Origin of the sequence: Paucibacter sp. B2R-40 (assembly GCF_025717555.1) — a bacterium.
In the GTDB taxonomy this organism is placed as follows: Bacteria; Pseudomonadota; Gammaproteobacteria; order Burkholderiales; family Burkholderiaceae_C; genus Paucibacter_A.
This window is the reverse complement of sequence record NZ_JAJIRP010000012.1, coordinates 69432-82024: the sequence shown is the minus strand read 5'-3', so window position 1 is coordinate 82024 and position 12593 is coordinate 69432. Positions and strand designations below refer to the sequence as shown.

The 12593-nt window shown below is 65.4% G+C and carries 8 protein-coding genes; 3 read left to right on the top strand and 5 right to left on the bottom strand.

Going from position 1 to position 12593, the window contains the following annotated elements; genetic code table 11:
• Nucleotides 1-135 precede the first annotated feature (135 nt).
• Entirely contained in the window at nucleotides 136-1092 is a 957-nt protein-coding gene (locus LNV09_RS21300; protein WP_263559067.1) for a helix-turn-helix domain-containing protein, read from the top strand.
• A gap of 109 nt (nucleotides 1093-1201) precedes the next feature.
• On the top strand, nucleotides 1202-2239 hold the full coding sequence (locus LNV09_RS21295) for an extracellular catalytic domain type 1 short-chain-length polyhydroxyalkanoate depolymerase (RefSeq protein WP_318023313.1): 1038 nt from the start codon (nucleotides 1202-1204) through the stop codon (nucleotides 2237-2239).
• A gap of 16 nt (nucleotides 2240-2255) precedes the next feature.
• On the opposite strand, the gene LNV09_RS21290 is transcribed toward LNV09_RS21295, so the two are convergent.
• From LNV09_RS21290 to LNV09_RS21275, 4 genes are all read right to left on the bottom strand, one after another.
• Nucleotides 2256-3818: a methyl-accepting chemotaxis protein gene (locus LNV09_RS21290; RefSeq protein WP_263559065.1), complete on the bottom strand. Its 1563-nt coding sequence runs from the start codon at nucleotides 3816-3818 to the stop codon at nucleotides 2256-2258.
• 221 nt (nucleotides 3819-4039) lie between these two features.
• Nucleotides 4040-7261: an error-prone DNA polymerase gene (locus LNV09_RS21285; protein ID WP_263559064.1), complete on the bottom strand. Its 3222-nt coding sequence runs from the start codon at nucleotides 7259-7261 to the stop codon at nucleotides 4040-4042.
• On the bottom strand, nucleotides 7258-8604 hold the full coding sequence (locus LNV09_RS21280; protein ID WP_263559063.1) for a Y-family DNA polymerase: 1347 nt from the start codon (nucleotides 8602-8604) through the stop codon (nucleotides 7258-7260). Before LNV09_RS21280 ends, LNV09_RS21285 begins: the two co-directional genes overlap by 4 nt.
• A complete protein-coding gene (locus tag LNV09_RS21275) occupies nucleotides 8558-9457 on the bottom strand; it encodes an ImuA family protein (protein WP_263559062.1) in 900 nt (299 codons plus the stop codon). Before LNV09_RS21275 ends, LNV09_RS21280 begins: the two co-directional genes overlap by 47 nt.
• A 145-nt stretch (nucleotides 9458-9602) precedes the next feature.
• On the opposite strand from LNV09_RS21275, the gene LNV09_RS21270 reads away from it, so the two are divergent.
• Nucleotides 9603-10472 carry a hypothetical protein gene (locus LNV09_RS21270; RefSeq protein WP_263559061.1) on the top strand — a complete coding sequence of 290 codons (870 nt, stop codon included), beginning with the start codon at nucleotides 9603-9605 and terminating at the stop codon, nucleotides 10470-10472.
• A gap of 44 nt (nucleotides 10473-10516) precedes the next feature.
• Here LNV09_RS21270 and pepF read toward each other — a convergent pair whose 3' ends face one another.
• A complete protein-coding gene (gene pepF / locus LNV09_RS21265) occupies nucleotides 10517-12400 on the bottom strand; it encodes an oligoendopeptidase F (RefSeq protein WP_263559060.1) in 1884 nt (627 codons plus the stop codon).
• Nucleotides 12401-12593: the final 193 nt, after the last annotated feature.

Sequence of the window (12593 nt, the reverse complement as noted above, 5' to 3'; positions counted from 1 at the left end):
CCAGCAAGCCACTCGCCGACCAGTGGCCTGAATGACATTAACCGCTAAGATCGGGCCAAACTTCCTGACTGTGTAAAACGCGTGTAAAACGCGTGTAAAGCGCCTGTAAAGCGCGTGTATACCGCGTGCAAACCAATGCGAACCCACCCGATTGCCGTGCTGGCCTTTGACCAGATCAGCCCCTTTCACCTGGCCGTGCCCTGCGCCGTGTTCGGCGAGTCGCATCCGGGCGCGCCACCGTTCGAGTTGCGGGTATGCGCCGCCGAGCCCGGCGCCTTGATGACGACGGCCGGCTTTGGCTTGAGCTTGAAGGCGGGTCTGGAGGCACTCAAAGGTGCGCGCACCGTCATCGTGCCGAGCTGGCGCGACCCGAGGGAGCGGCCACCGCAGGCCCTGCTTGATGCGCTGTGCCGAGCGCACGAGGCCGGCGCGCAGCTGGTCGGCCTGTGTCTGGGCGCCTATGTGCTGGCCGAGGCCGGCCTGCTGGATGGGCGCCGTGCCACCACGCATTGGGCCTATGCGCAGGACTTTGCGGCACGCTATCCGCACGTGGCGGTTGACGCCGATGTGCTCTATATCGACGAGGGCGATGTCTTGACCTCGGCCGGTACCGCCGCCGGCATCGACGCCTGTCTGCATTTGCTGCGGCGCCAATATGGCGTGGGGCCGGCCAATAGCGTGGCGCGGCGCTTGGTCGTGCCGCCGCACCGGGCCGGCGGGCAGGCGCAGTTCATCGAGCAGCCCTTGCCAGAAAGCGCGCGTGATACCCGTCTTGCCGCCGTGATCGAGCGGGTGCGGGCCGATCTGACGCAGGCGCACAGCCTGGACAGCCTGGCCGACAGCGTGATGATGAGTCGGCGCAGCTTCACGCGGCACTTCAGGCAGCTCACCGGCACGACCGTCGGCGCCTGGTTGCTCAGCGAGCGCCTGGCGCGCAGCCAGGCCTTGCTGGAGGGCAGTGCTCAATCGGTCGAGCAGATCGCCGAGCTGGCGGGCTTTGGCTCGGCGGTCTCGCTGCGGGCGCATTTCCGCAAGGCGTTTGGCGTGTCGCCGATGGCCTGGCGGCAGACCTTTCGGGGTCATCTCAATTGATGGCTTGCCTTTGACATGGGCAGGTCACACTGGTGACGAGAATGGGCCCAGGGAGCCTGCAAGTCATTGAACAATTCAGCAGGGCTGGGTGATGGCGAGAAAAAGTCTGATGTCGATCTGGACCCGCAGCCTGCAGCGTAGCTTTGGGCAGGCGGCGCGCAGCCAAATGCAGGCAGGTGCAAAGGCGCTCAAGCAGTCGCTAAAACAGTCGATGAAGAGCGTGCAAGTGGCCCAGGCCAAACGGGCGCGTGCGCCGGCCGGCCCGGGCGACTGGCTGCCGGGCATCGCCATGGGTGCCGGCGGTGCGCGTCAGTTTCGGGTCTTCCGGCCGCCGGGCTTGCGGCCTGGGGAGCGGCTGCCGCTGCTGGTGATGCTGCATGGCTGCGGCCAGTCGGCCAGTTCTTTCGCGCAGAGTACGCGCATGAACGCCTTGGCGGCGCGTGAGCGCTGTCTGCTGCTTTACCCCGAGCAAGACCTCATCGCCAACCCGCAAGGCTGCTGGAACTGGTTTGCGACCCGCTCCGGCAAGGCGCAGGCGGAAGTGGCGCTGATCATGCAGGCGATTGATCAGGTCTGCCTGCTCTACCCGGTGGACCCGCAGCGTGTGGCCGTGGCCGGCATGTCGGCCGGCGCCAGCATGGCGGCCTTGCTGGCGACGCGCCACCCCGAGCGCTTCAAGGCGGTGGTGATGCATTCGGGTGTGCCGCCGGGCGAGGCGCATTCCAGCTTGTCGGCCATGGGGGCGATGAAGGGGCGACGCAAGGCCGCGCCAATGGCCGCTGGGGCGATGGCGCTTGGCCCGGCTTGGCCGCCTTTGCTGCTCATCCATGGCTGCCAAGATAGCGTGGTGTCGCCTGAGAATGCGCAAGCCGCCGTGCAGCTCTGGTGTGCGGCCGCGCGGCTGGGTGCTGCAGCCAATGCCGAGGTAAAAGCCGGCCCGGCGCGCCGCAGCCAACGCGGCCAGCGCTATGCGATGACGACGACCGACTACAAACTCGGCGCCCGCAGCGTGGTGAGTCTGGTGGAAGTGGATCGGCTGGCCCATGCCTGGAGTGGCGGCGCCAAGTCGCAGGCCTTCAGTGACCCTTGCGGGCCGGATGCCTCACGGCTGCTGTGGCGCTTTGTGGCCCAGCAGTTTGCTGCTTGACACGATTGGACCGCACTCAGCGTTTCGGGCCGGCGCGGAATACCGCCAGCGCGCGCACGAGCTGATCGGTCTGGTTGCGCAAACTCTCGGTGGTGGCGCTGGACTGCTCCACCAGCGCCGCGTTTTGCTGCGTGACCTGGTCGAGGTGATTGATGGCTGCGCTGACCTGGCCGATGCCGGTGGATTGCTCTTGGTTGGCATGGCTGATGCTGCCGATCAACTGGCTGACACGGCTGACCTGGCGCACGATTTCACCCATGGTCACTTCGGCGTCGCCGACTTGGCGGGCACCACTCTCGACCTTCTCGACGCTGTCGCTGATCAAGGTCTTGATCTCCTTGGCCGCCTCGGCGCTGCGCTGGGCCAGGCTGCGCACTTCGCTGGCGACGACGGCAAAGCCGCGTCCTTGCTCGCCGGCCCGGGCCGCTTCGACGGCCGCATTCAGTGCCAGGATATTGGTTTGAAAAGCGATGCCGTCAATGACGCTGATGATGTCGCTGATCTTGCGGCTCGAGGTGGTGATGCCTTCCATCGTCTGATTGACGCGTCCCACCGCCGTGCCACCTTGCTCGGCGGCATGGCTGGCCTCCTGGGCCACCTGTGTCGCTTGCTGGGCCGTATCGGCATTGTTTCTGACGGTGGAGTTCATCTCCTCCATCGAGGCGGCGGTCTGCTGCAAGCTGGAGGCCGCTTGTTCGGTGCGAGCACTTAAATCGTTAGTTCCCTGGGCGATCTCGCCGCTGGCCGTGCGCACGGTCAGAATCTGCTCGCTGACGTCGTCGACGATCCAGCGGAACATCAGACCGAGCTGGTTGATAGCGCGCATGGACATGCCGATCTCATCGACCCGATTCATTTGCACATTGGTAGCGTTGTCGCCGGCGGCGACCTTGCGGGCCTGCTCGGCCAGCAATTCCAGCGGCCGCGTCACTTGCGCATGCAGGCACCAGGCGCTGAGCAGGCTGCTGATGACCAGCAGCGCCGCCAGCAGGGCCAGCGAGCCCGCCGCCAAGCCCAGCGTGGCAGCACCAGCGAGCGAGAGCAGCGGCATCAATAGCAGGGCGGCGCGCACGCGCCAGCGCACCGACAAGGTCTGGTTCAAGGACAGCAGGCCGCCGAGCCAGCCGCTGCGCACAATCAAGCCTTTGTGAAAAGCCAGCCCCTGGGCCGAGCCGTTGCGAAAGCTGGCGTAAAGCTTCTCGGCGGCCTGCACCTCGGCGCGTGCGGGCTTGGTGCGCACGGACATATAGCCGGCGATCTTGCCCGCTCGCTCGACCGGCGTGGCATTGGCCCGCACCCAGTAATGGTCGCCGTTCTTGCGGCGGTTCTTCACCAGCGCGGTCCAGGACTCGCCGCCCTTCAGCGTGGCCCACATATCCGCGAACGCCTCAGGGGGCATATCGGGGTGGCGCACCAGGTTATGTGGTTGACTCAGCACCTCCTCTTCGCTGAAGCCACTGACAGCAATGAAGGCTGCATTGGCATAAGTGATGTGGGAGTTGATGTCGGTGGTGGACATCAAGGTGGCGGTTGCCGGGAAGTCGTATTCCTGTTGGGACACGGGCTGGTTATTGCGCATGGGCTTGTCTCCGTTCGGACCTTGAGGGAAGCTCGTGGCCCTTTTTTGGGGTTCGCTTGACCGTGCACGCAGCTGAGCGAATGTAGCTGCTTTACGCCGATGTCGCCAGTTCAGTGTGCTGCAGTTCTCCGCTGTGACCTTGATGTATGACAAGGTCTTGAGCTAATTGCGTTCTACTGCTTGAGTCTGGCCGCCAGACCTCGCAAAGCTTGCGGGCAGGCTCAGCGAAAGTCCCGGCTCTGTTCCAACCCCAGCCGGCCCAGCAGCGGCGTCAGATCATCGAAGCTGCGCGCGATCAGATTGCGCACGCCGTTTTCATGCTGCCAGACGCCGTGCACGGCCAAGAGCCGAGCAGCGCGCACGACGATGCGGTGCTCGGCATACACAGCGGGCCAGACGATCACTTGCACGCTGCCGCTCTCGTCCTCCAGGCTGATGAACAGCGTGCCATGGGCTGTTTGCGGGCGCTGGCGGACGGTGACGATGCCGCAGGCATGTGCTTTGCGGCCAGTCGGCCAATGCTGTAGTTGCTCGGAGCTCTTGAGACCTAACTTCGCCAAGCGCGGACGCAGCAGTTTGAGCGGATGGCTGCGCAGCGTCAGGCCCAGGGCGGCATAGTCCCAGATCACTTCTTCACCCTCGGGAGCGGTGGGCATAGCTAACTCGTCATCTGCACTGAATGAGCCCTGCAGCAAGCGCGGCTGCGCGCTCAGCGCTGAGGCCTGCCAGACCTGCTGGCGGCGCTGGCCGGCCAGCGACATCAGCGCGTCGGCGGCGGCGAGTTGCTGCATGTCTTGCTGATCTAGCTCGGCTCGCAGGGCCAGGTCTTGCGCGTCGCTGAACGGGCCCGCGTCACGGCGGCTGGCTTCTATCCGCTCAGCCGCGGCCTTGCTGAGTCCTGAGATCAGATGCAGGCCCAGGCGCACCGCCGGCTGCTGCCGACCCGCCAGGGTCTCCAGGCTGCTCAAGCGCTCGCTCTCGTTGACATCGACGGCGCGCACCTCGATCTGGTGCCGGCGCGCGTCTTGCACCAGCTGACTGGGGGTGTAAAAGCCGAGCGGCTGCGAGTTCAGTAGCGCGCACAGAAAGGCCGCCGGCTCATGCCGTTTGACCCAGCAGGACATATAGGTCAGCAGCGCAAAACTGGCCGCATGCGACTCCGGGAAACCGTAGGACGCGAAGCCCTTGATCTGGCGAAAAATCGCCTCGGCGAATTCGTCTTGGTAGCCGCGCTCGCGCATGCCCGTGAGGATCTTCTCGTGGAAGCGCGCCAGGTCGCCGGGCCGCTTCCAGGCCGCCATCGCGCGGCGCAGCTGATCAGCCTCGCCGGGCGAGAAGCCGGCCGCGATCATCGCCACCTGCATCACCTGCTCCTGAAAAATCGGGATGCCGCAGGTGCGCTCCAAGGCCGCGCGCAGTTCGTCCTTGGGGTATTTGATCTGCTCGGGCGGCAGTGCGCGGTTCTTCAAATAGGGGTGGACCATGCCGCCGGCAATCGGCCCCGGGCGCACCAGCGCGACCTCGATCACCAGATCGTAAAAGCAGCGGGGTTGAAGGCGCGGCAGCATAGACATCTGCGCGCGCGATTCGATCTGGAACACGCCGATGGTGTCGGCCTGGCAAATCATGTCGTAGGTGGGTGTGTCGCCCTCGGGTACATCGGCCATGCCGAACGGTTTGCCGCGCAAGGTCGAGATCAGCTCAAAGCTGCGTCGCAGCGCACTCAGCATGCCCAGCGCCAACACATCAACCTTCATCAGGCCGAGCGCGTCGATATCGTCCTTGTCCCACTGGATCACGGTGCGCTCGGCCATGCTGGCGTTTTCGATCGGCACCAGGCGGGAGAGCGGCCCTTGGGTCAATACAAAGCCGCCGGGATGCTGGCTGAGGTGGCGCGGCATGCCCATCAGCTGGCGGCTCAGGCGCACCAGCTGGCGCAGCTTGATGTCTTGCGGGTCCAGGCCGAGTTCGATCTGCAGCTGCTGCAGGCGCTCATCCGGCAGGCTCTCCTCGCTCCAGCCGCTGTGGTCCTTGGCGAGCTTTTCGACCAAGGCCTCGTCCATATCCAAGGCGCGGCCGACGTCGCGGATCGCGCTGCGTGGCCGGTAGCTGATGACGACGGCGGTCAGCGCGGCGCGCTCGCGGCCGTACTTGCGGTACAGATACTGGATCACTTCTTCGCGCCGCTCATGCTCGAAGTCCACATCGATATCGGGCGGCTCATTGCGTTCGCGGCTGATGAAGCGCTCGAACAGCATGCTGGAGCGCGCCGGGTCGACCTCGGTGATGAACAGGCAATAGCAGACGATGCTGTTGGCTGCCGAGCCGCGCCCCTGGCAGAGAATCTTGCGGCCGCGCGCGAAGCGCACGATATCGGCCACGGTGAGGAAGTAATGCTCATAGCCCAGCGACTTGATCAGATCCAGCTCATGCTCGATCTGTGCGCGCAGTTTGGGCGTTAAGCCAGGGTTTGTTGCAGAAGAAGGCCAGCGCCGCGCCGCGCCGGTCTCGGTCAGCGCGCGCAGATGGGCGGTCGGCGTGCTGCCGGCGGGGATCACCTCGCTGGGGTATTGGTAGCGGATTTCGTCGAGCGAAAAATCGCACAGCCCTGCCACCACCAGGGTCTCGGCCAGCAACTCGGCCGGGTAGAGCTGGGCCAGGCGCAGGCGGCTGCGCAGATGGCGTTCGGCGTTAGGCTGCAGCTCAAAACCGCAGGCGGCGATGGGCTTGTTCAGGCGGGTGGCTGTCATCACGTCCTGCAGCGGCTTGCGTGAGCGCCGGTGCATATGCACATCGCCTGTTGCGACCAGGGGCAGGGCGGTCAGCTCCGACAAGGCGCGCAGCCGCTGCAACCACATCTCGTCACCCAGTTCGCGCAGCAACTCAACGCCTAACCAGGCGCGGCCCGGCACATGCTGCAGCAACCAGCGCGCCGGCGCCAGGAGTTCGGCGTCGCTGGCCGCGCGCGGCAGCAGAGCGATGAACAAACAGCCCTCCAAAGCGGCGAGCTGCAGCTGCGACCAGCGCAGGCAATACGTGCCCTTGTCGGCCGCGCGGCGCAGGTCGGTGATGAACTGGCAGAGATTGCCGTAACCGGCCAGATGGCGAGCCAGCACCAAGAGCTTGAACAGAGGCTCTCCCGCCTCGCCCTGGACGAGGAACTCTGAGCCGATGATCAGCTTGAGGCCGCGGTCGACGCCGGGCCGTCCCAAGGCGGTCGGCGTCCCCTCGGGGGGCTGGCCCGTAGCGACATGGAGGTTCAAAGCCTTCGCAGCGACATGAGCGCGCACCACGCCGGCCAGCGAGCATTCATCGGTCAAGGCCAAGGCGGCATAACCCTGCGCATGCGCGCGCTCCACCAGCTCGGCCGGCGTCGAGGCACCGCGCAGGAATGAATAGTTGCTCAGGGCATGCAACTCGGCATAGTTGCTGATGAGGTTCAAGCAAACACCCCGTGCAAAAACCAGCCATGTTCGAACTCGGACAAGCGCTGCTGAAACACCCACAACACCAGGTGGCCGGCGCTCAGGGCGAGAAAGTAGTCGCGCTGAACCTGGGCGTGGCCATTTGGCAAAGCCAGATTGGCTTCCCACCAGCCGCCCTCGATGCGTTGCGGCCCGGCCAGCAGTTGCAAAGCTGCTTGCTGGTAGTGCGGGCGGTCTTGGTGCACGGTCAGGCGCAGCGGTGGCGTGAGCAACCAAGTCGGCTGAGGCTGAGCTTGGTCGCAGCTCAGCTGCTGCTTGGTGGCAGGGCAGACCGTCCACGCCTGCCACTGCTGCATCGCCTCCAGTCGGTGGTCTTCTCGCAAGCTGCCGCAGCGCACCCGCTCAGGACTCAAGCGCACCGAGATGCGCTCCAGCAACTGTGCCAGCGGCTCAAGCGCCTGATCGGGAGCGGCCGGCAGCAGGCTGGCGCTGGCTTCCTCCAAGGGCAGTACTGCGCCCGCTTGGAGGCGGATCTCGCCGGCCGGCGCAGCGAGCGTCAGCTGAGCCAGATGCTCGCTCAAGAGGCGCGAGAGGTGGCCGAAGTCGCGCGTGCAGTGGCTGGTGTGGATGCTCAGCGACCCGCCCTTGCCGACGCCGCGTGCCCGCATCGCATCATGTTCCCAATGCAGGCTCAACTCTTGAATGCCGGCATGGCGGCTCGCCAGCCAGGCGCACAACTGCAAGAGCAGATGGCGTACATACTGCAGCAAGAGCTGTGCGTTCTCGACCCGCTGCGGCAGCTCCAGCCGGGCATCGAACTCCGCCGGCGCCCGCAACCAGGCGTGCGCCTCGGGCTGCAGGCCCAGCGCCTGATCCAGCGCTTGCAGCAAGGCCTTGCCGAAACGCCGGCTCAAGCCCGCACGCGGCAGCCGCCGTACATCGCCGAGTGTGCGGCAGCCCAGCCGCGCCAGCATCGCCTCTTGCGCTTGTACGGCCGTCAGGCAGTACAAAGGCAGCCCGTCAAGTAGCGGCGTGATGTCAATGCTCAGACCATCGCTGCGACCGGCCCTGGCCAGTGCCAAGGCGGCCAGGCTGGTGGGCGCCCAGGCGATGGTTTGCAGGCTCAGGCCGGCCGAGACGGCGCTGCGCCGTACCCGCTCGTGCAAGGCCTCGGCGCCGCCAAACAGCCGCAGGCAGGCCTGGACCTCCAGCACCACGGCTTCTTCCAGACGCGCGACCTTGGGGCTGAACTGCAGCGCCCACCAGGCCAGCGCTTGCTGGGTCTGTTCGGGGGCTGCGCTGCAGGCCGGTGGATCATCGGTGGATGGCGGCGGACTGGGTAGCAGGGCGAGCCAATGCATGGCGAGCCTCCACGGCGCTGGGCATTTGAACTTGTGGCTGCGCCAGACTCAGCATGCGCGGCGTCAGCATCTGCGCCAGGTCGGGCGGCAGCGACGGCAGGCTCAACAGCCCCTCATGGACCGGCCCACGGCGTTTGAGGATCTGCACTTGCAGCGTCCAGCCCGGCCCGGTGCTCACGCACAGGCGCAGCGGCGCGGCCGAGGACTGCGCTTGCATGGCCAAGGGGCGGAACAGAAAAATCGGTGCATCCATCACCTGGGCACAGCTTTGCAGGCGGCGGATCTGCGCGGGCGTGGCGCGCGGCAGCCAGGCCAGGATGGCAGCGCTGGCATTGGCCTTGATCGCCTGCTCCAGCGTCCAGAGTTGCTGGGCCGGTGTTTCGGGCGCGATCCAGATCAGTCGGTGGGCCGGCAGCCCGGTGCGCTGCAAGCCAGGTAAATGGGGCGTTAGCGGCGGGTTGATCAGCAAGAGCGGGCGCTCGGCGCGCAGGGCTGCGGGCTTGCTCGGCCGCCGAGCCGCAGGCTTGGCTGTGCTGGACGGGCGCCTGGCCGCGTCGATCGAGAGCAGCAAGCGCAGCGCCGGTGCCAGCAGCCGCCATTCCAGCGTGGCCACGCTGTCGCAGAGAATTTCGCTCAGACTCTGCGTGGGCCAGCCGCCACCCGGCAACTCGCCGTCCAGCGCGGCAAAACCGCTGCTGACGCAGGCGCTGTGGCTGGAACCCAGGCTGCTGGCGCGCCAGACCTGGGCACGCAGCAAACTCTCCAGGCGGGCGCTGTTGGCGGCGGCTGAAGCTGCTGTTGCGGCGGCAACATCGTCAGGCGGCGTCGAGAGCGGGGGGGCGGGGGCAAACATGGTTTGGGGGTCATCAATTAACTGTATTTTTATACAGTATACGGCTACGCACCCAGCTTGCAAGTGGCTTGGAGGCGTGCGCTGCCCGGCTCTCTTAGAATCTCGCCATGACGCTTTGCTTTGAATGGCGGCGCAGATCGGTGTGATGAACAAAAAGAAATTGTGGCTCGTGCTTTGTCTGGCTGACCTGTTGGTGGGTGCGGCCGCCATGGCCATGCCCGTGACGCAGCCGGCCGGGCAAGATGTGCTACAGCGAGAGCAAGAACTCGGGGCGAGCCAGCCGAGCCATGCGCAGATTCAGACTTTGCGGATGGAGGCGGGGGTGGCGACGGCGACGGCGACGGCAACCAATAGCCCGGCGCTGCTGGACTTGGCCAAGCAACCCGGCGCCGAGTTCGAAGCGGTCTTGGTCAAAGGGGAGGTGCTGCACGGCAGCGGCCCGCGCAGCAGCCAGCGCGCCGAGCAAGAATTGTTCGGCAGCGTTGGCAAGGAGGGCTTGATCTCCGCCGAGGTCAAGAGTGTCTTGAAGGACCTGCGCGGTGAATTGCACCAACTGACCGGCGACCATTTCAGGAACGCGCAGGCCGCCGGTGAAGCCGAGCAAGAAAGACTGGCTCGCCGCTTGGACGAGGCCAAGTCTGCACGCGCTGAGTCCGCCCAAGCGGCCGGCGGGGCGGTGTCCGAAGAGGAGCGCAGGCTGGGCGCTTGGCAGGTTTGGCTGATGACCGAGCAGTTGATCGAAGAGATCAAGCCCTGGGTGATCACCGCTGCGGTGTTGTTTGTGCTTTTCCATGCCGCGCAGGCGGTGATGCGCAAACAGGCCGCAATCAAGTTGGCGCGCAGCAAGTCGATCCGACAAGCCGGCCATGGAGCGGCAGCTCCATCGGCCGCGCCGGTGCCGGAGCAGGCGGCGGTGTTGTCGTCCAAAGGGCGGCGCGTGCGGGTTAAGCAGCGCATCCGCTTGACTTCCTCGTCTGCATCTTCGTCAAGGTCGCGGCGACGCCAGCCTTTGTAGGGCCGGCTGTGTTCGCCCGCTGCGCTGCTTGATCAGTCTGGCGCTTATTTCTTCTGCGCCAGCAAGCCTTCCAACTGATCCATCGCTCGGTTCATGCGCCGCACCAGCGCGCGGTAGGGTTCGGGCGAGGCTAAATCCAAACCAGCGGCGCGGGTCAGCGGATAAGGGTCGGCCGAGTTGCCGGCTTTGAGTAGGGTGAAGTAACGTTCCAGCATGGCGGTGTCGCCCTTGGCGATGCCTTCGGCAAAGAAGGCGCCGGCGCTGATGCAGGTGGCGTATTGGTAGACGTAGAAGTCGCGGTAGAAATGCGGGATATAGGCCCATTCGATGCCGTAGAGGTCATCGATCTTGACCACACCCTTGGCGTCACCGTGATAGCGCTTGAGCAGGTCCAGGTAAATCTTGGTGAGGCTCTCGCCGGTGACCGGCTCGCCCTTTTCGACCGCTGCATGGGCGGCCAGTTCGAACTCGGCAAACATGGCCTGGCGGAAGAAGGTGGCGCGCAGGTTCTCCAGCTGCTGGCTAAGCGCGAAGATTTTCTCGTCGCGGGTCTTGGCGTTGGCCACCATGTAGTCGGCCAGCAGCAGCTCGTTGGCGGTGGACGGGATCTCGGCGATGAAGGTCGCATAACCCGAAGTCTCATAGGGCTGCGAGTTCGAGTAGACCGTGTGCATCGCGTGGCCCCACTCATGCGCCAGCGTCGAGACGCTGTTGTAGTCGCCGCTGTAAGTCATCAAGAGATAGGGGTGTACATCGTAGGCCGCGCCGTTCATATAGGCGCCCGAGCGCTTGCCGCGCTGCGGTAGCGAGTGCATCCAGTTTTGTTTGAAGGCGGCACCGAGTTTTTGCGTGTAGTCCTCGCCCAGCGGCTGCAGCGCCTTCAAGGTCAGCGCCTCGGCTTCGGCTTGCGTGTAGTTGCCGGCGGGCTTGGCCAGCGGCACATACATGTCCTGGTAGCCGGCTTGCTTCAAGCCCAGCACCTTGCTGCGCAGGCTCAGGTAGCGGTGCAGCGTCGGCAGGCCGGCGTTGGCCTCTTGCACCAGGGTCAGGTAGACGGCCTCGGGGATGTTGTACTCGGCCTGCGCCATCGCCACGCTGCTCGGGTAGTTGCGCGCCTTGGCATTGAAGACGGTGCCGCGCAAATTGGCCGCATAGACGGCACCCAGCGTGCGCTCATAGTTCTTGTAAACCGGCCAGAAGGCGTCAAAGACCTGCTTGCGCACTTTGGGGTCTGAGTCGGAGCGGTAAGCGGTGTATTGCTCCTGGTCCAGCACGACCTCTTTGCCGCGGATCTTGATCTTGGGCCAAGGCAGATCGGCATTGGTCAGCAAGGTGTAGATCTGGCCGGGCTGCTGCAGCGTTTCGCTGGCGGCGGCCAGCAGCGCTTCTTCCTTGGGGCTCAAGGTGTGCTCGGCCATGCGCAGAATGGTCTGCAGCGACTGCTTGTGCTTGGCCAGGCCCGGCTCGGCAGCGATAAAGCCCTCGACCTTGGCGCGGCCCAGCGCGGCTATTTCTGCGTTGACGAAGGAGATCGCCTCGCCGTATTGGTTATAGATCTGGTCGCCCAGTTGGCTGCGCGCTTGATTGGCGGTGATCTGGGTGTTCTCGTCCGCCTTCATGCTGGAATAGGACTGCAGGCGCGACAGGCGGCGTTGCATCGCGGACATCAAATCCAGGCCGGCCAGCAGGCTCTGCGCGTTCTGTCCCAGCGTGCCCTGCATCGCCTTGAGTTTAGGAAACTCGGCCATGATCGCGAGGCGTTCGGCCTCCCATTTGGCGTCGTCGGCATAAAGCTGGGTCAGGTCCCATTGCTGCGCGCTGGCGTGGCCGGGTGCGCTGGCGGCGGTTTTAGTGGGCGTGGTGGCGGCTTGTGCGGCATGGAGCGGCAGCAAGCTTGCGGCGGCCAAGGCAATGGCGGTTAGTTTCATGGACTGTGTCTTCGCTTGTGGCGGTTTTGATGATGTTGGCGCCGGTTCCAGGAGGCTCTAGGCCGGCAGCTGCCGCCATTGTGCAGCGCCCGCAAGGCGCAGGCTTTCGTCATGCCTGCGCGGCGGGGAAACACCTAGGGAAGCTCTGCACACATCGGGGCGAAGCCGGGCAGTGCGGATCGGGATGGGCTGC

Bases quoted from the DNA above. Each gene is read 5' to 3' on its own strand.
- LNV09_RS21280 (WP_263559063.1), bottom strand. From the start codon at position 8,604: ATGCATTGGCTCGCCCTGCTACCCAGTCCGCCGCCATCCACCGATGAT.
- LNV09_RS21270 (WP_263559061.1), top strand. From the start codon at position 9,603: ATGAACAAAAAGAAATTGTGGCTCGTGCTTTGTCTGGCTGACCTGTTG.
- LNV09_RS21295 (WP_318023313.1), top strand. From the start codon at position 1,202: ATGTCGATCTGGACCCGCAGCCTGCAGCGTAGCTTTGGGCAGGCGGCG.
- pepF (WP_263559060.1), bottom strand. From the start codon at position 12,400: ATGAAACTAACCGCCATTGCCTTGGCCGCCGCAAGCTTGCTGCCGCTC.
- LNV09_RS21275 (WP_263559062.1), bottom strand. From the start codon at position 9,457: ATGTTTGCCCCCGCCCCCCCGCTCTCGACGCCGCCTGACGATGTTGCC.
- LNV09_RS21290 (WP_263559065.1), bottom strand. From the start codon at position 3,818: ATGCGCAATAACCAGCCCGTGTCCCAACAGGAATACGACTTCCCGGCA.
- LNV09_RS21300 (WP_263559067.1), top strand. From the start codon at position 136: ATGCGAACCCACCCGATTGCCGTGCTGGCCTTTGACCAGATCAGCCCC.